18 protein-coding genes are annotated in these 20214 nt (G+C 67.4%); 6 read left to right on the top strand and 12 right to left on the bottom strand.

The window, feature by feature from the left end; all coding sequences use genetic code 11:
- The first annotated feature begins 69 nt into the window (after nucleotides 1-69).
- Nucleotides 70-1488 (top strand): MFS transporter, encoded by a 1419-nt coding sequence (locus tag ASC55_RS14995; protein WP_162243059.1) that lies wholly within the window; start codon nucleotides 70-72, stop codon nucleotides 1486-1488.
- Here ASC55_RS14995 and ASC55_RS14990 read toward each other — a convergent pair.
- Nucleotides 1475-2098, bottom strand: a complete 624-nt coding sequence (locus tag ASC55_RS14990; protein ID WP_055870043.1) for a TetR/AcrR family transcriptional regulator — start codon at nucleotides 2096-2098, stop codon at nucleotides 1475-1477. The two genes, ASC55_RS14995 and ASC55_RS14990, sit on opposite strands and share 14 nt — an antisense overlap.
- A gap of 131 nt (nucleotides 2099-2229) precedes the next feature.
- On the opposite strand from ASC55_RS14990, the gene ASC55_RS14985 reads away from it, so the two are divergent.
- The 3 genes from ASC55_RS14985 (at nucleotide 2230) to ASC55_RS14975 (ending at nucleotide 7712) form a co-directional block, all read left to right on the top strand.
- A complete protein-coding gene (locus ASC55_RS14985) occupies nucleotides 2230-5031 on the top strand; it encodes an MMPL family transporter (protein WP_055877139.1) in 2802 nt (933 codons plus the stop codon).
- A complete protein-coding gene (locus ASC55_RS14980) occupies nucleotides 5028-7001 on the top strand; it encodes a YhgE/Pip family protein (RefSeq protein ID WP_055877137.1) in 1974 nt (657 codons plus the stop codon). Before ASC55_RS14985 ends, ASC55_RS14980 begins: the two co-directional genes overlap by 4 nt.
- A gap of 120 nt (nucleotides 7002-7121) precedes the next feature.
- Entirely contained in the window at nucleotides 7122-7712 is a 591-nt protein-coding gene (locus tag ASC55_RS14975; protein WP_235563394.1) for a 2'-5' RNA ligase family protein, read from the top strand.
- Between the two features lie 50 nt (nucleotides 7713-7762).
- Here ASC55_RS14975 and ccsB read toward each other — a convergent pair whose 3' ends face one another.
- The 10 genes from ccsB to ASC55_RS14925 all read right to left on the bottom strand — a co-directional run bounded on the left by ccsB (nucleotide 7763) and on the right by ASC55_RS14925 (nucleotide 16748).
- Entirely contained in the window at nucleotides 7763-8737 is a 975-nt protein-coding gene (ccsB, locus tag ASC55_RS14970) for a c-type cytochrome biogenesis protein CcsB (RefSeq protein ID WP_055877131.1), read from the bottom strand.
- Nucleotides 8738-8741: 4 nt separating this feature from the next.
- Nucleotides 8742-10526, bottom strand: a complete 1785-nt coding sequence (resB, locus tag ASC55_RS14965; RefSeq protein ID WP_055877909.1) for a cytochrome c biogenesis protein ResB — start codon at nucleotides 10524-10526, stop codon at nucleotides 8742-8744.
- An 82-nt stretch (nucleotides 10527-10608) separates the two neighbouring features.
- Nucleotides 10609-11394: a cytochrome c biogenesis CcdA family protein gene (locus tag ASC55_RS14960; RefSeq protein WP_017828142.1), complete on the bottom strand. Its 786-nt coding sequence runs from the start codon at nucleotides 11392-11394 to the stop codon at nucleotides 10609-10611.
- 16 nt (nucleotides 11395-11410) lie between these two features.
- Nucleotides 11411-12061 (bottom strand): TlpA family protein disulfide reductase, encoded by a 651-nt coding sequence (locus ASC55_RS14955; RefSeq protein ID WP_082524380.1) that lies wholly within the window; start codon nucleotides 12059-12061, stop codon nucleotides 11411-11413.
- A gap of 62 nt (nucleotides 12062-12123) precedes the next feature.
- Complete coding sequence (locus ASC55_RS14950; protein WP_268775997.1) at nucleotides 12124-12471, bottom strand: MerR family transcriptional regulator; 348 nt, start codon at nucleotides 12469-12471, stop codon at nucleotides 12124-12126.
- A 194-nt stretch (nucleotides 12472-12665) separates the two neighbouring features.
- Nucleotides 12666-13454, bottom strand: coding sequence for an RES family NAD+ phosphorylase (locus tag ASC55_RS14945; protein WP_200935187.1), 789 nt, complete (start codon nucleotides 13452-13454; stop codon nucleotides 12666-12668).
- A gap of 238 nt (nucleotides 13455-13692) precedes the next feature.
- Nucleotides 13693-14640 (bottom strand): sce7725 family protein, encoded by a 948-nt coding sequence (locus ASC55_RS14940; RefSeq protein ID WP_055877123.1) that lies wholly within the window; start codon nucleotides 14638-14640, stop codon nucleotides 13693-13695.
- 3 nt (nucleotides 14641-14643) lie between these two features.
- Nucleotides 14644-15531: a sce7726 family protein gene (locus ASC55_RS14935; RefSeq protein WP_055877122.1), complete on the bottom strand. Its 888-nt coding sequence runs from the start codon at nucleotides 15529-15531 to the stop codon at nucleotides 14644-14646.
- Between the two features lie 211 nt (nucleotides 15532-15742).
- On the bottom strand, nucleotides 15743-16372 hold the full coding sequence (locus tag ASC55_RS14930; protein WP_055877119.1) for a histidine phosphatase family protein: 630 nt from the start codon (nucleotides 16370-16372) through the stop codon (nucleotides 15743-15745).
- A gap of 1 nt (nucleotide 16373) precedes the next feature.
- Nucleotides 16374-16748 carry a DUF5684 domain-containing protein gene (locus tag ASC55_RS14925; protein WP_017828137.1) on the bottom strand — a complete coding sequence of 125 codons (375 nt, stop codon included), beginning with the start codon at nucleotides 16746-16748 and terminating at the stop codon, nucleotides 16374-16376.
- Nucleotides 16749-16891: 143 nt separating this feature from the next.
- Here ASC55_RS14925 and aspS point away from each other — a divergent pair, with 143 nt between their 5' ends.
- A complete protein-coding gene (gene aspS / locus ASC55_RS14920; RefSeq protein ID WP_017828136.1) occupies nucleotides 16892-18673 on the top strand; it encodes an aspartate--tRNA ligase in 1782 nt (593 codons plus the stop codon).
- A gap of 76 nt (nucleotides 18674-18749) precedes the next feature.
- Here the strand turns inward: aspS and ASC55_RS14915 are convergent, their stop codons facing one another.
- Nucleotides 18750-19532 (bottom strand): sulfite exporter TauE/SafE family protein, encoded by a 783-nt coding sequence (locus ASC55_RS14915; protein ID WP_055871151.1) that lies wholly within the window; start codon nucleotides 19530-19532, stop codon nucleotides 18750-18752.
- 111 nt (nucleotides 19533-19643) lie between these two features.
- Between ASC55_RS14915 and ASC55_RS14910 the strand changes: the two genes are divergently transcribed.
- Nucleotides 19644-20159, top strand: coding sequence for a GNAT family N-acetyltransferase (locus ASC55_RS14910; RefSeq protein WP_055877116.1), 516 nt, complete (start codon nucleotides 19644-19646; stop codon nucleotides 20157-20159).
- Nucleotides 20160-20214: the final 55 nt, after the last annotated feature.

Here is a 20214-nt window from a genome sequence, read left to right as displayed (position 1 = left end):
CTGCCATCCCGCTTTCGGCAACTCGTGTTGCTGTTCAGTGAAGGCGCGATCGATGCTGAGGACATGACCGTGACCACGACTTCCCCCCTTCGCTCAGGCACGGCCGGGCTCGCTCTCAGCGTGCTGGTCGCGTCCCTCGGCACCAGCGCCGCCAACGTGGCGCTCCCCACGATCGCCCGGGACCTGGATGGCACCTTCTCCCAGACACAGTGGGTGGCGCTCGCGTACCTGCTGGCGATGACAGCGACCAGCCTCACGGTGGGATACCTGGGCGACCTCCTCGGGCGAAGACGCATCCTGGGGATCGGCATCGTCATCTTCACCCTCGCTGCCGTGCTCTGCGCGCTCGCTCCGACGCTGGGGGTGCTGATCGGCGCCCGCGCTCTGCAGGGTGTCGGCGCTGCCGTGATGATGGCGCTCCCTCTCGCCCGTGCCCGCGACGTGGTCGCGCCGGAGCGCCTCGGACGTGTCATGGGTCTGCTGGGGACGACGGCCGCAGTGGGCACCGCCTCAGGCCCCGCGCTCGGCGGCCTCCTGATCACGGTAGCGGGGTGGCCGGCGATCTTCGCAGCCATGGCGCCGCTCGGCGTGCTGGTCGCGGTTCTGACCGGCATGACCGATCGCGATACTTCCGCGGCGAGCGGGCCCCGACGCGGATTCGACATCGGCGGCGTGCTGCTGCTGACGGCGGCCGTCACCTTCTACACGCTCGGCGTGACCTCGCCCGGTGCCGACGGATCCTGGCCGACGATGCCGCTCCTCGGCGGCGCGATCGTCACTGCCGCTCTGTTCGCCCTCCGGGAGGCCCGCGCTTCCCATGCGCTCCTGCCGCCGGCTCTGCTCCGCAATCGCGACGTCTCGATCGGGGCGGTGCTCAACCTGATCGTGGGCACGGTCATGATGAGCACTCTCGTGGTCGGCCCCTTCTTCCTCGCGGGAGGGCTGCACCTCGCTCCGGCCGCGATCGGGGCGACCATGGCCGCGGGACCGCTCGCCTCGATCTGCACCGGTGTGATCGCCGGCCGCGCGGTCGACCGGTTCGGCACGCGGCTCATGACCACGGCGGGGCTCTCGGCCATGGTCGTCGGAGCCCTCGCGCTCGCGTTGCTGCCCTCCTGGTGGGGGCTCATCGGATACATCACGGGCACTGTGCTGCTCGCCCCCGGGTACCAGCTGTTCCTGGCGGCGAACAACACCGGAGTCCTGAGTGCGACGCCGACAGAGCACCGCGGTGTGACGTCAGGATTGCTCGGCCTGTCCCGCAATCTCGGGCTCGTCACTGGCGCCTCCGTGCTCGCGGCACTCTTCGCCGCAGCCTCCGGCGCAGCAGAGATCGCGACCGCATCTCCGGAGGCGCTCACCGCAGCACTGAAGGTGACGTTCCTCGTGACGGCTGCGCTCCTGGCCGGTGCCGCACTGCTCTCCCTCGCAGCGAGCCGTCAGACCTCGAGGGCTCGGGGAACGGCGACGCCGACTACGGCTCGATGAGCAGCTGCACCAGGCGGCCGAGCTCCTCGCCACCGGAGTGCCGAAGCTGCGCGTCGTCCTGGCCGGCCATCGCTCCTCGCACGGTCATGCCCTCCCAGATGATCATGAGCATGCGCGCGGCGATCTCGGCCGGGAGCCGCAGCCGCAGCAGACCCGCCGAGATGATGTCGTCGACGATCTGCGCGATGCTCGAGACCATCTCGCGCTCTTGGGCGAGATACGCCTCGCCGAACCTCGCGTCGCGCAGGGCGCGGATGCGGATCTCGCTGAGCAGCATGACGCCGAGGCGGTCGTCTCCGCCGAGCTCCATGATCTGCTGCACGAGATCGATCGGATCGCATCCCTCGACGAGGGCACCGGCGGCGGTCAGCTCCTCGACACGGGTGCGCACCGCGTTCACGCGCACTTCGGAGACGCTGGCGGCGAGCATGAGGAACAGCTCGTCCTTGGACTCGAAGTTCGAGTAGAACGCGCCGCGGGTGAAGCCGGCTCGCTCGCAGACCGCTTCGACCGATGCTCCGTCGAGCCCGACCTCGGCGAAGACCTGCGCCGCCGCTTCGAGCAGACGGGCACGCGTGTTCTCACGGCTGCGGGTTGCGGGTGTCGACATCGAAACCTCCTGACCCTTCACTCTCGCATGATTCACACCCCGCACACAGGCTTGGCCGGGCGGGTCACCTTACGATACATCTATGTATCGGATACACCTGTGTATCCACCCCGCACCCCTCGGAGGATCGCGTGTCCACACTCCTGTCCTCGCTCGGACGCTGGTCCTTCCGGCACCCGTGGCGAGTCCTCGTGTCCTGGCTGCTCGCGCTCGGCATCGCCGGCGCCGGGGCACTCGTGCTGGGAGCGGGAACAGACAACACGTTCTCCATCCCCGGAACCGAATCGCAGGCCGGTCTCGAGCAGCTCTCCCGTTCGTTCCCGCAGGTGAGCGGCACGAATGCGCAGTTCATCGTGGTCGCCGCCGACGGCGACAAGATCACGGATGACGACTACCGCGAACACATCGAGGACGCCGTCGACGAGCTGGGCGACCTCGACGGCGTGCTCGCCGCCACCTCGCCCTACGACGAGATGGTCAAGGGCATGATCAACGAGGACGACACGGCGGCCATCGTGCGCGTGCAGTTCGACGGCGAGGCCACCGACGTCTCGGACACGACGAAGGATGCGCTGCGCTCGGCCGTGAGCGACCTCGACGGCGTGCTTCCTTCCGGCTCTCAGACCTCGCTCGGCGGCGACCTCTTCGCGATCTCGATCCCCGGCGTCACCCTCACCGAGGCGGTCGGGCTCCTCATCGCGCTCCTCGTGCTCATCGTCACGTTCCGTTCATTCGTGGTGGCCGGGCTCCCCCTGCTCACCGCGATCCTCGGCGTGGGCATCTCGATGGCCGGCATCTTCACCGCGACCGCCTTCGCCACCGTCTCCTCGACCACCCCGCTGCTGGCGCTCATGCTGGGACTCGCGGTCGGCATCGACTACGCGCTGTTCATCATGGCGCGACATCAGGATCAGGTGCGAGAGGGCGTGGATCCGGAGGAATCGGCATCCCGTGCCGTCGGTACCGCCGGATCGGCCGTCGTCTTCGCCGGCGTCACCGTGCTCATCGCGCTGATCGGCCTCGGCTTCGCCGGCATCCCGTTCCTCACCACCATGGGTATCGCGGCCTCCGCCGCCGTCGCCGTCGCCGTCGCGATCGCCGTCACCCTGACCCCCGCTCTGCTCGGATTCATGAAGGGCAAGGTCGTCGGTCGCCCGAAGAAGGTCAAGGCGCCGAAGACGAAGAAGAGCGCGGCATCCGATGCCTCGGAGGAGCCGAAGCCCGTCACGGCCCCGGCGAAGGGCAGCGCCCGCTGGGTCGGCGGCGTCATGAAGCACCCGGTGCTGGTGTCGCTCGCCGTCGTCCTCGGACTCGGGATCGTGGCCGTGCCCGCGCTGAGCCTCGACCTCGCCCTCCCCAACGCCGGCGTGCTGCCGAAGGACGCCGAAGCCCGGCAGAACTACGACCTCGTCGGCGAGCAGTTCGGACCCGGGTTCAACGGTCCGCTGATCCTCACCGGCACGATCGTCACCTCCACCGACCCGCTCACCCTGATGGAAGACCTCGGCGACGCGGTCGCGAAGGTCCCCGGCGTGAAGGAGGTCGCCCTCGCGACGCCGAACGAGACCGCCGACACCGGCATCGTGCAGATCATCCCCGAGACCGCACCCGACGATCCGGCGACGGCCGACCTCGTGCGTGAGCTGCGCAGCCACCACGACGAGTGGCTCGACGAGTTCGGCATCGACCTCAAGGTCACCGGCTTCACCGCCGTCGGGATCGACATCTCCGACCAGCTCGGCAACGCGCTGCTGCCGTTCGGCATCTTCGTGATCGGCCTCTCGCTGATCCTGCTGACCATCGTGTTCCGCTCGCTGTGGGTGCCGATCACGGCTGCGGCCGGATACCTGCTCTCGATCGTCGCCGCCTTCGGCGTGGTCGGGGCGGTGTTCGAATGGGGATGGTTCGCCGACCTGCTGCACGTCGCCAAGGTCGGGCCGATCATCAGCTTCATGCCGATCATCCTGATGGGCGTGCTGTTCGGTCTGGCCATGGACTACCAGGTCTTCCTCGTCTCCCGCATGCGCGAGGACTTCGTGCACGACAAGGATGCGACGAGCCCGAACCGTGCCACCCGGCGGGCCGCCGCGCTCCGGGCCGTGCGCAGCGGTTTCACCGGCTCGGCGAAGGTCGTGACCGCAGCCGGGCTCATCATGTTCGCGGTGTTCGTCGCGTTCGTCCCCGAGGGCGACTCGTCGCTCAAGCCGATCGCGCTCGGCCTCGCCGCCGGCATCGCCTTCGACGCCTTCCTGGTGCGGATGACGCTGATCCCCGCGCTCATGGCGATCCTGGGCGAACGTGCCTGGGAGCTCCCGCGCTGGCTGGAGAAGGTTCTCCCCCGCGTCGACGTCGAGGGCGAGGCCGTCGAACGCGAACGACACCTGGCCGCATGGCCGGGCGACGGGTCGATCGTCGCCGCCGACGACCTCGAGATCAGCGCCGATGCGCCGCTCATCGAGGGTCTCTCGATGCGGATCCCCGAAGGCGGTGCCGTGATCGCGACCGGTGGCGACGTGCGCACCCGCCGGGCTCTGGCCCTGACGATCGCGGGACGCCTGACCCCCGCGGACGGCAAGCTGAGAGTCGCGGGGCACCTGCTCCCCGGACGCGCCGCCTGGGTGCGCTCTCACGTCGGCTGCGTACTGGTCGACGATGCGGATGCCGCGCTCGGCGACCTCGCCGAAGCCCTGCGCGGAAAGTCGCAGATCGTCGTGATCGACGGGATCGACCGCCTGAGCGGCGGACAGCGCGACCAGGCGACGGCGATGCTGCGCGATGCCGCAGCCTCCCGCACGCTCGCGGTGTTCGCCACTGCCTCCGACGCCGATTCGGCACGGACCACCCTCGCCGAGGCCGGATGGCCCGACGCACAGACTCTCGACACGCGTGCTCCTCGCCGGAGCGCCGCAGAATCCACCGAGGTGACCGCATGACCCTCCCCATCGAGCGCGCGCGCTCCCGCAAGCCCATCACGTGGCTGACCATCTTCGGCGTGCTGCTGCTGCCGGCGGCGGTCGGCGGCATCCTGGTCGCGGCCCTGCAGAACCCGACGGAGCGCCTCGACTCCATGACCGCGGCCATCGTCAATCTCGACGAGCCCGTGACCATCGACGGGCAGATGACTCCGCTCGGGCGCCAGCTCGCCGCGGGTCTCGTGGAGGGGTCAGACGATCTGGATTCGAACCTCACCTGGGTGATCTCGAACAAGGACGACGCGGCCGACGGACTCGCCGACGGCTCCTACCAGGCCGTCATCACGATCCCCGAGGACTTCTCGACCGCCGCCACCTCGGCCGGCACCGCGATCTCCGACGGCGGAGGCAAGGCCGAGCAGGCCACCATCACGGTGACCACGCCGAAGGACGGACTCGTCGCCGACGACCTCATCACGGGTCAGCTCGCCGATGTCGCCGCGTCGACCATGGGCACGATGCTCTCCGAGGCGACGACCGAGAACATCCTGGTCGGCTTCACCACGATCGGCGACCAGATCGGCGATGCGGCAGACGGCGCGCTCAAGCTCGCGAACGGGGCGCGGGATGCCGCCACCGGAGCCGCCGCGATCCCCGACGGCGCTGCGAAGCTGGCATCCGGAGCAGGTGAGCTCGGGACGGGTGCTTCGTCGCTCGCCTCGGGACTCGACACGATCGCGGGCAAGACACGTGAGGCGGCCGCCGGTGCCGCGCAGATCGGATCCGGGCTGACCGCCGGGGGTGCCGCGCTGCAGCAGAACATCGGCGGTACGCAAGAGCTGGTCGGTGCGATCCAAGGCGCCTCGGCATCGGCGAAGTCGGCGGCGGACGGCTCGCTGGCCCTGGCGGGAAGGCTGGGGGCGCTGCAGCAGACGGCATGCGCAACCCCGGTGAGGGACCAGGCGCAGTGCGATCTGTTCACCTCCCTCGCATCCGATGCGGGTGCGGTGGCCCAGAGCGCAGGCACCGCGTCCGGCACCCTCAACAACGAGAAGGTCGCCGGTGGCGTCGCTGCCCTCCCCGGCACCTTCAGCACTCTTGCGTCCAGCATGACGCAGGCCGGCGCCGGCGCCACCCAGCTGTCCTCCGGCCTCACCCAGCTCGCCGACCAGGGCATCGGCGCATCCGCCACCGGCGCCCGTGGCCTCGCCTCCGGTGCGACCCAGCTCTCCAGCGGAGCGACCGCTCTCGCCGATGGTGCCACCGAGCTCACGACCGGTCTCGACACCCTGGCGACCGGTACGGGCGACCTCGCCGGTGGGCTGCGCACGGCATCCGATTCGCTCCCCTCGTTCACCGACACCGAGTCGAAGTCTCTCGCCTCGGTGATCGCCGACCCGGTGTCGTCGAACTCGTCGATGAACACGATCTTCGGCCCGACCGCGATCCCGCTGCTCGCTGCGGTGGTGCTCTGGTTCGGCGGACTCGCGACCTTCGTGGTGATGCGCGCCCACACGGCACGCACGCTCACCTCTCGCCGGTCGTCGGCGACGCTCACGCTGCGGGCGTTCGCTCCCGCGGCTCTGATCGGCGCGGGTCAGGGACTGCTGGTCTCACTGATCGTGCAGGTCGTCGCCAGCTACGATGCGGGTACCTGGTGGGCCTTCGCAGGTACCGCCGTGCTCGCCGGTGTCGTGTTCGCCGCCGTGAACCAGGCGCTCGTCGCCCTGTTCGGCGGGATCGGACGCTGGATCTCGGCCCTGGTCGGAGTGCTCGCGGTCGCGACGGGTCTGATCTCGACGGTGCCCGGCTGGCTCGCCGGTATCGGGGCCGCCCTCCCGACGGCTCCGGCCTTCGCGGGGTTGATCACCGCCAGCGGCTCGGCGGTCGCCGCTCTGGTCGTCTGGGGTGTGCTGTCTCTTGTGTCCACGACCCTCGCCGTGACGCTGCGGCGCACGACCTCGGCCAAGGCGGTCCTCGCCACGGCCTGACTCCTCGTCCCGCAGCGAAGACCATCCACACCGGCCCGGCGCGTCGAAGTATGACGCACCGGGCCGTTCGTGTGTCAGCCTCCGGTTTCGCATCCTCACGACGCGTCCTAGGCTCCTGACATGCGCCGGCCGTTCATGGACACCCCCGACCAACTCGCGAGCCTGGAGGGACAGCAGTACCTCGTGCTCCGGCCCACCGCGGCGGTCGGCACGGTCTATCGCGATGTCCAGGATGCCGCCGTCTCCCGCCTCGGCGTCCCGGCACGGCGCCCGCACACCGGGCACGTCACACTGCGAGGGTTCTACGAGCCCGAGCGACGCGAGGCACTCACCGAGCTGATCCGCTCGTGGGCAGCGCGTCAGGCCCCGATCGAGGTCATCGCCGAAGCTGTCGACGAATTCCCCATGCCCTGGCAGATCCTGATCGTGCGCCTCGCCCGCAGCCCCTCGCTCGTGTCGGCGTATTCGTCGCTGACCGCCGCGCTGGATGCCACGGACTTCCGTCGTATCGGCGAGCTGCCGCTGGAGGACTGGACGTTCCACCTGTCGGTGCTCTACGGCAAGACCCTCGACGGAGCCGAGTGGTCGCGCTTCGCGAAAGCCGAGGTCCGCCCGCTCTCACCCGCGCCCACCGAGGTCATCGCGGAAGCCGAACTGGTCTGGTACCAGGGCGGCATCGAGCACGCCGAGGTCATCCCGCTGCGCGGCTGACCCCGGTAAGCCGTCTCCGCGACGCTGGTGGCACCGCGGGTCAGCTCAGCTCAGCTCAGGCCGGAGTAGGCGTGCAGGCCCTTGAAGAAGACGTTCACGATCGTGAAGTTGAAGATCACGGCCGAGAAGCCGACGATCGCCAGCCACGCCGAGGGGTTGCCGCGCCAGCCGCGGGTCGCGCGGGCGTGGATGTATCCGGCGTAGATCACCCAGATCACGAAGGTCCAGGTCTCCTTCACGTCGAAGCCCCAGAAGCGGCTCCAGGCGTAGTAGGCCCAGATGGACCCGGCGATGAGCGTGAAGGTCCAGAGGATGAAGCCGATGATCGTGAACATGTACGCCAGGCTCTCCAGGCGCACCGCGTTCGGGAAGGTGCGGAGGAAGCCGGGACCGGTCTTCGTGGCGTTCTCGCCGAGGAGTCGCTCGCGGCGCGACTGCATGAGCTGGATCACCGAGAGCGCGAACGCGAGAGCGAAGAACGCGGTCGCGAGCGAGGCCACGAACACGTGGATGACGAGCCACACGCTCTTCAGCGGGTCCATCAGCGGTGAGACGTCGACGTAGAAGTTGGTCGCCCCGAGGCCGAGCAGCACTACGACGAGGCCCGTGATGAACGTGCCGAGGAACCGCAGGTCGATGCGGGTGAGCACGACGAGGTACACCGCGATGATGAGCAGCGTGCCCATCATGGCGAACTCGTACAGGTTGGCCCACGGGACTCGTCCGGCCGCGATGCCACGGGTGACCGCAGCGGCGAGGTGGAAGAGGAACCCGAGAACCGTGAGCGAGGTGCCGATCCGGGCCATCACGAATCGCTGCGGGGCGGTACCGGAACCGGACGTGCCTGCGGATGCGGTGGTGCTCCCGCCACCCGCTCCGACGAGCACCGACTCGCGGACGTTCTGCGCGTCGGCTGTCGCCTGCGAGCGCCGTGCGAGATCGAAGGCGTAGGCAACGAAGGCCGCCGCGTAGATCGCGATCGCCGTCCAGAGCAGGACAGGCGAGATCACGTTGAGCTCGAGCATGGTGTCAGTCTACTTTCCGGGTGTCGGTTGCCGGGGCTTCCGGCTCGGCGGACTCGTCCGCGGTGTCATCGATCGTGGGGCGCGCCGTGGTGCCTCCGGCCGCGTCGAGCAGTCGGGCGTGCCCTGCGACGAGGTCTTCCACGGCTGCGGCGAGGGTCGGGTCCTCGCCTCGGGCGAGCGCGGCGTACTCGAGGGCGATCTCGCCGTCGTGCGCTGTGGCCTTGACCCACACACGGCGACGCGGCACGAACAGCGCGATCATGAGACCGCCGAGTGCGAGCAGCGCGAAACCGAGCACCCACACGCCGGACTCGTCGCGGTGGATCTGCAGCGAGGCGAAGCGCTTCACCGACTGGGAGGCGTCCGCTGCGCCGGCCGGAGACTCGTCCTCGAAGGTCACCGAGCCGAGGCCGTTCGGCAGCTGTGCGGTCTGCCCCGGTGCCAGCTCGATCGACTCGACGTCGGTGGTGCGGCCCGTGAGCTTGGTCATCCCCGTGGTGTCGAGCACGTAGACGGAACGCGGCACCCCCTCGTTGATCCCGAGGTCTCCGGTGTACACGTCGAGAGTGAGCGTCGGGTTCGTGAGGTCGCCGTAGGCGGAGAAGAACGCACCGCTCTCGAGCACGCCCGTGGTCGGGTAGAAGAACCCGACGAGTCCGACCTGCTCCGCAAGCCCGTCCGGCACCTTGAGCACACCGAGCGAGGTCATGTTGTTGTCCTGAGGAAGGAACGGCGTGCTGTTGGTGAACACCACGTTGCCCTCGGGGTCACGCACGGTCACGGTCGGCGCGTAGCCGTTGCCGAGGAGGAACACGTCATCGTCGGCGACACCGAGGGGCTCGTTGACCTTGACGGAGCCGGTGCGCTCCTCGCCGTTCTCCTGCACCGTGACGTTGGCAGAGAAGTCTCCGGCCTGCCCGGAGCCGGGCTCACCGAACGGCTGGTACGTCACGTCGAAGGAGTCGAGGCGCATCGAGTACGGAGAGAACGCGTCGTCGCTTACGAAGCGTCCGCGGTTCATCGAGTCGTAGTCCAGGAGCGTGTTGGCGAAGGTCTCCCCCTCCACCAGCACGCGCTGACCGGTGTACGAGAACCCGCCGCCGATACCGACGGTGACCAGCACCCCCACGAGCGCGAGGTGGAAGAGCAGATTGCCGGTCTCGCGCCAGTAGCCGCGCTCCGCGGAGACCGAGAACGTGCGGCCGCGGTCGTAGCGCTCCACACGGTAGCCGAGAGCCTTGAGCTGTTTCGTGGCGACGTCGATCGATGCGGCGGCCTCGGCTTCGGCATCGCCGGTCTTCGTGCCGGAGTCTGCCGCAGGGTCCCGAGTGACCGCGCGGTAGTCCTCGAGCCGCTGCAGTCGCGCGGGGGTGCGCGGCGGGCGCGCACGCAGCGCCTTGGCGTGGTGCTTGATGCGCGGGATCACGCAACCGACGAGCGAGGCGAACAGCAGCAGGTAGATCGCCGAGAACCACGGCGACAGGTACACGTCGAACAGCTTCAGCGCGTCGAGCACCGGGAAGAGGTCGGGATTGTCGCGCTCCCACTGCGTGACGCCGTTCGGGTCGGCCATCCGCTGCGGGAAGATCGAGCCGGGGATCGCGGCGATCGCGAGCACGAGCAGCAGGATGAGCGCGGTGCGCATCGAGGTCAGCTGACGCCACCCCCAGCGCAGCCAGCCGACGAACCCGAGCCGCGGCTGGGTGATCGAGTCGTCGCCGTCGACGTGGTCGGACGGACGGAGCGGATCGCTGGAGTCGCTGTTCGCGGCGCCCTTGTTCTTGGTCATGGCCTTCTCAGTGCGGGGGTTCTTCTCGGGACGGGCGGGCTTGTCGGGACGGGAATCGGGTCGCGCGCCCACCTCCGGATCGTCAGAGCGGGAGGATGACACTGCCGATCACCGCCGTCAGTCTCGACATGATGTCGGTCCAGAGCCCGGTGACCATCAGCACGCCGAGGAGGAGAAGCATCACGCCACCGATGATGTTGACCACCCGGATGTGCCGACGCAGGAAACCGATCGCCTTCGTGGCCCAACCGAAGCCGAGGGCGACGAGCAGGAAGGGGATGCCGAGGCCGAGAGAGTAGGCGAGACCGAGGAAGCCCGCCCGCACAGGATCACCGGCGTTGAACGACAGCGCGAGGATCGCCGCGAGCGTCGGGCCCATGCAGGGAGCCCATCCGATGCCGAGCGCGATACCGAGGAGCGGGGCTCCGACGACGCCGACCTTCGAGTCGACGTGGAAGCGGAACTCCTTCTGCGCGAAACCGAAGAGCCCGAGGAACACCAGCCCCATCGCGATGATCACGACCCCCAGGATGCGCGTGATCAGGTCGCCCCACTGCAGCAGGAAGACCCCGGCCGTTCCGCCGAGCACGGTGTAGAGGATGAAGACGATCGTGAACCCGAGGATGAACAGCAGCACGCCCCCGACGAGTCGCCCTCGCGTCGCGGTCTCGGTGGTCTGCGTCGTCGTCCCGCCTTCCGCACCGGCAGCAGCGGTCGACCGAGGCGCGACGGCGCCGCCGAGGAAACCGAGGTAGCCGGGAACGAGGGGGAGCACGCACGGGGAGAGGAAAGAGACGAGTCCCGCGAGCATCGCGACCGGGATCGCGATCCAGAGGGCCCCGGAGCCGATGATCGCTTCGGGGTTCACAAGGCTCCCCTGATGGTCACGAGTCCTCCGCCAGGGCGTCCTTGACGAGCGTGGAGAGGATCGACTTGCCGTCGATCGGGCCGATGATGCGGGCAGCGACCCGGCCCTGCTTGTCGAGCACGAGTGTGGTCGGCGTCGCAGCGATCGGGGTCTCCTTCGCGAAGGCGAGCTTGGCCTGGGCGGTGTCGACATCGATCAGGCTGGGGTAGGTGACGCCGTACTCGTTCGCGAAGGCCACAGCGGTGTCTGCCTGGTCGCGGGTGTTGATGCCGACGAACGCGACGTCCTCATCGCTGAAGTCCTGCCACACCGCTTCCAGATCGGCGGCCTCGAGGCGGCACGGCGCACAGCCGGCGTACCAGAAGTTCACGACCGCGACCTGTCCGGCGATGTCGGCGCTGTCGAACTTCTCGCCCTCCTCGGTCACCCCGCTGAACACGACGGGTTCGCCGCGCTCGGAGACCGGGATCTCGACGATGGCACCGTCGGCGGCGACATAGCCCGTATTCTCGCCGTTCAGGAACGATTCGCTTACCGGATCGGGAGCGCAGGCGCTCAAGCCGATGGCGAGCACCGCAGCGAGCGCGGCACCGACCGCACGACGCGAACGCCGGGTGCGGGAGGAGCGGCCGCTGCGGATCTGACGGACCGTCGAATCGCTTGGCACGACTCCGAGTTTACGCAGAGGATCCTATGCGCGAGCCGGAAACGGGCGCCTCGCCGAGGGTCTCAGAAGCGTGCCAGAACGTCGTCCACACCCGCACGGAACCGCGGGCAGGTGGCGATGTCGTGCGCCCGGCAGCCCATCGCGTGCTCGGTCATCTCGCGGGATCGGCGCATCTCCTCCATACGCCGATCGATGTCGTCCAGATGCTGCTGCAGCACCTGGTGCCGCCCGGCGCTGCCGTCGTCGAGCAGCACCCCGATCTGTTCGAGCGTCATCCCCGCGGCCTTGCTGCGCTGGATCACGGCGATGCGCACGACCTCGTCTTCGCCGTAGCGCCGGCGCCCCGCGGAGTCTCGAGGCGGCCGGAGCAGACCCACCGATTCCCAGTGCCGCAGCACGTTCGTGGGCAGTTCGATGTCAATCGTCAGGCATACCGCTCCGTATGGGGCATACCTGAGCCTCGCTTTTCCGCCTGGTTCGCCCTTAGCCGACTGTCCGCTTCGTCACGATAGTTGATCGGATCTTCGCGGAGTCTCATTCGAACCGACTCGTGGGCCACAGTTGCGCTCGAGCTTTAGCTGGCAGCCACCATCTCAGTCCTGCATCACGAGCGTGGTGAGACTGTCAGCTTCACCTTCGAGACGTCGTACTGTTCAACACTGTGGGCCACGAAGTCGTCGGGACGGAAAAGAGCCAAGTTCACACCATCGCTCACCGAGCTCGCGTAAGCCACGCCGTCATAGCCGCTGTGTTTGATGAACTCACATAGGTATTGACTAGGTGCGTACTCGTAAGCAGCACTGCTAGGTCTTACCGGCCGAGTGAGCTCTTCACCCAGTCGCACGAGAACAGGTAGATCTGCGTACACCTGCCTGATTTGATCATCCTCGAGGACAAAGGGAAAAGGGGAGACCATGGATCGCGGATCGCGGAGATCCACGACCTTCTTGTTCCCCACGGCGAACTCTGCCACGCATACGACGTCGCCAGTGTGCGGGCGCACTTCTGACACTGCAGTGTCAAGCGTCGACCCTACGTACAGGTACCTGATGCCTGGCGGGTTCGCGCGCCCGTGGGTTGCTTTCGTCGCGGGCGGAGCACCCATCTTGGAAACACCGAAGGACTCTTCATCCACGACCCGAGCGCGGTACCACTCGCTGCTGAGCTCGGCCGGGTCGACCTCCAGCGAGCTGAAATGGGCGGCGAGACGGTCGTACTGAATGCTCTCAGTGAGGAACCACCGGTTATCGTGCATGATCTCCTTCCGGAGGTTCTCCCAACGCGCGAAGCCCGGCACTGCCGAGCCCACCGAACGAGAGAAGAGTGTGTTCACCGCGCCCCGATGACCCATTACGTCGACCAAGAGTTCTTCCGCTGCCGCGTCTCTGCTCATAGCCGGACCAGTGAACAGATGCCAATCTCGACGGAGCAGCGGTATCAGGGGTGCCCCCTCGACCGACGGCTCATAGATCTCGATGAGAGCTTCGAACAGATCGCTAAGCTCCTCAGGCGCAGCGCGACTTGCGGATTCGACGCCGCAGTAGTCACATCGACCCGGTGGTCGGGGAAATCTTGCCGGAATGTCTTTTCGAAGGTGACTATCTCCAAAGCACTCGGCGCAGCAGAGCCGCTCAGGCATCAACAGTGCGGTGATACTCCGCCAGCGTCTCGAGGTGATGACGGATCGAGAGCTTCTTGACGTAACCCAATCCCGGGAAGTGCTTCGCCTGATAGAGCCGTCGGAACTCCTCAATTGCCGACGTCTCGAGGAGATGAGAGGAACCGCTGTCGAGCGCGGCGATGAGTTTGCTCAACGCTTCGATGAACTTCTGTCCGGGGTCCGTCGGGGTCTCGTTCGAATCCGATTTAAAGTGGTAGACGAACATCTCGTCATCCTGCTCCGGATCGATGTAGGTGAGGTGGATCGCAACGGCGTACGCGGGTCCGCCTCCCTCCGTGAACCGGTCACCGACAGTCAGAAAATCGCCGTAACCCTGCATGCCGAGTTCGGGATAGGTAACGTGCAAATCTGAGAACGGATCTACACGGTCATAGTCCGCGTTCTTCATCTGGACGAACCCGTCTCGAACCAGGACACGGGTCGACCCGCTGAAGTGCTTGCGGTACAGCGTGCTGGCCTGATCTTCGATGAAGACGTTCGTGACTGGAGCCGGTTGATCTCGGAGCCAGTCGGCTAGCTCACGCGGCGAGGTGAATCCAGAGTGCACGATGGTCAGCTCGTGATTTGCGTGGGTCGAGATTAGCGCCTTCGCCTCGTCCAGAGCGTGTCCGCTCAGCAGAAGCACTCCCGCCGAGATGGCATCGTTGCCCCGATAGTTGTCCTCCAGGAACGCGCTGATGCTTGCGCCGTTGGCTTTGTGGTCGCCGTGTCGGGGATTGATGATGACGATGGCCCGACCCCCAGCATCACTGATGGCCTCGAGTGCTCGTTCGAGCCCGTTGAGAGACTCGCGCACGGGTTCAATGATGGGGACGAAGGAAGCCTTCTCCATCACCTCGGCACTTTCGCGAACAGCCAGAAGCTCGAACTGCTTTCCTCGAAAGTACGGGTGATACATCAGTCATCTCCAAGCGAGAGCGGCACCTATGGGCAAGCGTGTCGCGTCGCGAACGTTCTGCGCTGACGCGTCATTCATGTTTAGCGTAAGCATGGCAGCATGCAACGACATTGGGAGCGATTTGATGTACTCGGAGGCCGCGTTTCGTGAGCGAGATGCTTTCAGCGTTGTGACCATGGCGTCGTGAACCCGCTCGGGAGCGAGTTGAGAGAAGATCTCTCTTAGCGATGACCGCAACTGTGTGTTCGGCACGTCCGGATACTCAACACCGAGCTTGTTGAGTATGGTTGCGGCCTCGTCGACCCGCACAAAGTCGAGAATCGCCGAAGGCCGTGTCCGGCTAGGCTCGACAGCCGCTTCACGCTCGGTCCGCAGAGTGAAACGCTCGGTGAGAACGATAACTCCGACCTCTGCGGGCACCTCGCGAAACACCTTGTCGAGATAAGACGGGCTCGTGACCACATTGACAGCTGCGAAGACATCTCCGTACGCGGTCACCTGATTCCTGAGTCGAGCAAGCGAATCGCGCTCCGACTTGATCTCGTACGCGGTGGACGTCCCGTTGAACACGACGACATCCGCCTTGTTCGATCCCACGCGCGCCTCTCCGACCATGGACGCAGTGAAGAGGTTGTGTCGGCCGAGCAGGATCTTCTGCGTAATGGCAGACCGATAAACGTACTCGTCGCGGTTGCCGAGCGAGCGCAGGGAGCGGAAAGCGTAGTCGAAGCCATCGCCGACGGTCGCTTCGGATTCCAGCGATTGAGCAGTGCCCGTACTTTCCAACAACCGAGCTAGGAGGCTCGACTTGCCGCGCTGTCCTAGATCGCGGACGACCGCGGAGGAGAACATCCGGCTGAAGGCGGCAAGCTCGCTCGTCCCGACGGTCATCGGCTCCCCCTTTCGCGCTCAGCCCTTGAGGTCGACCCCCGCGCTGAGTCTAACCGAGGCCGTCGCTCGCGAGTTCGAGCCCTCTCATGGCCGGCGCGAGAAAGGTTCACGCGAGGTCGTCCCGCCGAAGGCTGAACCTTCCGCTTCGAATCGTGCAACTGGCTGCATCCGGCGTCGAAATCGAGCCAGTTGCGCGATTCGAAAGCGGGTCTCAGACCGCGCCGACGTCCACGGCGCCGCCGGTCGCGGCGGGCTCGGCGTAGGCGACCTCTCGCCAGACGTCGCCGACGCGCTCGAACGAGGTGACACTCGACAGGGCGCAGCGACGCGTGCGCGGGTCGTGCTGCAAGGGCAGGCCCGCCACTCGGAGGTGGGTGATCCAGATCGGCGCCTGGTGCGAGACCATCACGACGTCGCCGTCCGGTGCCGCATCCCACGCTTCGTCCATGATGCCGAGCATCCGCTCCGCGATGGCGGAATACGGCTCACCCCAGCTGGGAACGGACGGCTGGCGCAGGTGCCACCAGTTCAGCGGGTTCATCAGGGAACGGCGCATCTGCGTCCCCTCGAACACGTTGGTCGGCTCGATCAGGCGGATGTCGACCTCGGGCACGAGGTCGAAGCGCTCCGCGAACGGCTCGGCCGACTCCTGCGCACGCTCCAGCGGCGAGGAGTACAGCGCGCGCACGGGACGCTCGAGCGAGGCCACGTGGTCGGCCGCCGCTGCGGCCATCCCCCGGCCCGCCGTGCTCAGGTGGTAGTCGGGAAGACGACCGTAGAGCACGCGGGCCGGATTGTGCACCTCGCCGTGTCGGACGAGGTGCAACCGGGACGCCGTCATGTCACGCCTTGCTGTAGCGCGAATCCCCGAAGCCGAGGATCAGGTACCCGATGTACGGGAAGAGGAAAAGCAGGAAGAACGAGAAGAGCCCGCCCTTGTTGAAGCGCTCACCGAGCTTGAACGCGACGATGATCGCGAGGATCAGGTTCGCGACCGGGATGAGGTACAGCAGTGCGAACCAGCCGGACATTCCGGCGATCTTCACCAGGAAGACGAGGTTCACGATCGGGATGATCGCGAGGATGCCGGGGTATCCGGCCTTCGTGAACACCTTCCACAGCCCGATGGCGACGAGGATGTAGAAGACGAGCGCGATCAGGCCCGTAGTACCGGAGAAGATCGATGCGTAGAGATCGGCGATGCCGTTGTTGTCCACGGTGCATCCTTTCTGTGTAAGAGCTGTGTCGTGGCGATCCTACTGACATGCCGCCCCGGACGCCGCCGACGGGGCCGATGACCTCCCGACCGCCCCCGTAGAATGGGCGGGTTCCCCATTTCCCAGATCAGAAGGAATACTCCGTGCTTCGCACCCACTCGGCAGGCTCTCTGCGAGCCGAGCACATCGGTCAGACCGTCACCCTCTCGGGTTGGGTCGATCGCCGTCGTGACCACGGAGGAGTCGCTTTCATCGATCTGCGGGACGCCTCCGGCATCGCTCAGGTCGTCATCCGCGACGAGGAGATCGCGCACCCGCTGCGCAACGAATTCGTGCTGAAGGTGACCGGCGAGGTGTCGCTGCGCCCCGAGGGCAACGCGAACCCGAACCTCCCCACCGGCGAGATCGAGCTCATCGCGACCGACGTCGAGGTGCTGAACGAGTCCGCTCCCCTCCCCTTCCAGGTCTCCACGGCGCTCGCCGACACCGAGACCGTGGGCGAGGAAGCCCGTCTCAAGTACCGCTACCTCGACCTGCGTCGTCCGGCCCCCGCATCCGCTCTGCGCCTGCGCTCGAACGTCTACAAGGCGATCCGCGACGTGCTGCACGCCGACGACTTCACCGAAGTCGAGACGCCCACCCTCACGCGCTCCACGCCCGAAGGCGCGCGCGACTTCCTGGTGCCGGCTCGCCTGAGCCCCGGCAGCTGGTACGCCCTGCCGCAGTCGCCGCAGCTGTTCAAGCAGCTGCTGATGGTCGGTGGCGTCGAGAAGTACTTCCAGATCGCCCGCTGCTACCGCGACGAGGACTTCCGCGCCGACCGTCAGCCGGAGTTCACGCAGCTCGACATCGAGATGAGCTTCGTCGACCAGGAAGACGTGATCACGCTCATGGAGTCGCTCATCGTGGCGATGTGGGCGACGATCGGTGTCGAGGTGGCCACGCCCCTGCCGCGCATGACCTACGCCGACGCCATGGCCAAGTACGGCTCCGACAAGCCCGACCTGCGCTTCGGACTCGAGCTCGTCGAGGCGACCGAGTACTTCAAGGACACCCCGTTCCGCGTCTTCCAGGCGGAGTACGTCGGCGCGGTGCGCATGCCCGGTGGCGCCTCGCAGCCCCGCAAGCAGCTCGACGCCTGGCAGGACTGGGCCAAGCAGCGCGGCGCCCGCGGCCTCGCCTACGTGCTTTTCAACGAGGACGGCACGCTCGGCGGCCCTGCCGCGAAGAACCTGTCCGAGGCCGAGCAGGCCGGGCTCGCCGAGCTCGTCGGTGCCGAGACCGGCGACTGCGTGTTCTTCGCCGCCGGTTCCACCAAGGAGAGCCGTGCGCTACTCGGTGCCGCGCGCGTCGAGATCGGACGCCGCCTCGGCTACCTGAACCCCGATGAATTCGCCTTCACCTGGGTCGTCGACGCTCCGATGTTCGAGCCGGCAGCCGACGCCGTGGCCTCCGGTGACGTCGCCGTCGGCGCGGGCGCCTGGACGGCCGTGCACCACGCCTTCACCGGCCCCAAGCCCGAGTTCCAGGACACGTTCGACACCGACCCCGGATCGGCCCTCGCCTACGCGTACGACATCGTGTGCAACGGCTCGGAGCTCGGTGGCGGCTCGATCCGCATCCACCGCGAAGACGTGCAGAAGCGCGTGTTCGAGGTCATGGGCATCAGCGACGAGCAGGCCGACGAGCAGTTCGGCTTCCTGCTCGACGCGTTCAAGTTCGGTGCCCCGCCCCACGGCGGGATCGCGCTCGGCATGGACCGCGTGCTGCAGCACCTGACCAAGACCGAGTCGATCCGCGAGGTCATCGCCTTCCCGAAGTCGGGCAACGGCTTCGACCCGCTCACCTCCGCTCCGGCGCCCATCACCGACGCGCAGCGCGCCGAGGCCGGCGTCGACTACGAGCCCGAGGACGACGAGGCCTGACGCCCACCGCCACGCGGACTCACGCCCGGGTCGCACGCAGTCCTCGGACTCGTGCGACCCGGGCGCTTTCGGTCGTTCAGCCGAGTGACGCGAAGGCGGGGAGGATGTTCTCGTTCCAGACGTCGACGCCGAGCTTGCCGATCAGGACGATCACGACCACGAGGAAGACGACCCGGATGAACGTGGTCCCGCGGGAGATCGCCATCCGCGACCCCAGGTAGCTGCCCGCGACGTTCGCGACGGCGAGGATGCCGCCGAGCAGCCACAGCACGGCACCGTGCGGGATGAACAGCATCAGTGCGCCCGCGTTCGTGGCGAGGTTGACGATCTTGGCCTTGGCGCTGGCCTGCAGGAAGTCGTAGCCGAGCAGTGCGACGAGCGTGATGACGAGGAAGGTGCCCGTGCCCGGACCGATCATCCCGTCGTAGAAGCCGATGCCGAGTCCTGCCGCGCCCGCCATGATGTGGTGCTTGTGCCCGTGGAACCGCAGCTGGGTCGCCGCCCCCATCTGCGGCCGGAACGCGGTGAACAACGCCACCACGAGCAGGGCGATCACGATGATCGGCTTGAAGGCGGCCGGCGGCAGCACCGTCGCGACGGCCGCGCCCCCGAACGAGCCGATCAGTGCGACGATCGCCATCGGCACGGCGGTGCGGATGTCGGGTTTCGCGCGCCGATAGTAGGTGGCGCTGCTGGTCGCGGTGCCGAAGACCGAAGCGAGCTTGTTCGTCGCAAGGGCCTGCACCGGCGAGATACCGGGGATCAGCAGCAGCGCGGGCAGCTGTAGCAGTCCTCCCCCGCCGACGACGGCGTCGATCCAGCCGGCGCAGAACGCAGCGACGACGACGAGCAGGAGCATCCCCCACGTGAGCTGCTCCAGACCGAGCACGGCGCCGATATCCACCTCGCCATGATTCCAGAGAGTGGACGCCGCTCCGGCATCCGCTCCGTGCGCTGGCAGACTGGAGCCATGCTCGACGCCCTCCCGCTGCCCCACTCTTTCGAATCGCGCATCGGGACGGCGCTCCTGCGGCGTGCCACGGTCGATGACACGGATGCCGTGATCGCCCTGCTCGCCGACGACCCGATCAGCGCGGCCCGCGGCGATGTGGCCTCCGAGGAGGACCGACCGGCCTATCGACAGGGTCTCATCGAGATCCTGGCCGAACCGTCGAACGACCTGCTCGTCGTCGAGCTCGACGGCGCGATCGTCGGCACGCTGCAGCTCACCTCGATCCCCGGGATGGCACGTCGCGGCGCTCGACGGCTGCTGGTCGAGGCGGTCCGCGTACAGAGCAGCCTGCGCTCGTCGGGCATCGGCTCCGCCGTGATGCGCTGGGTGTCGGAGGCAGCGGCCCCTGCGGTCGGCGCGAGCGTGGTGCAGCTCACCTCGGACGCCTCCCGCACCGACGCGCACCGTTTCTACGAGCGGCTGGGGTATGTCGGCTCGCACCGCGGCTTCAAGTACAGCGTCCCGCAGGGCTGAGACGCCGTGGCCCTGTTCGGCCACCGCCTCGCCACCATCCGTTCACCAGACCCGC

It is taken from the genome of Microbacterium sp. Root322, from assembly GCF_001425645.1.
Classification (GTDB): Bacteria; Actinomycetota; Actinomycetes; order Actinomycetales; family Microbacteriaceae; genus Microbacterium; species Microbacterium maritypicum.
Note: the sequence above shows the minus strand (reverse complement) of the source record. Positions and strands in the feature narration are given on the sequence as shown.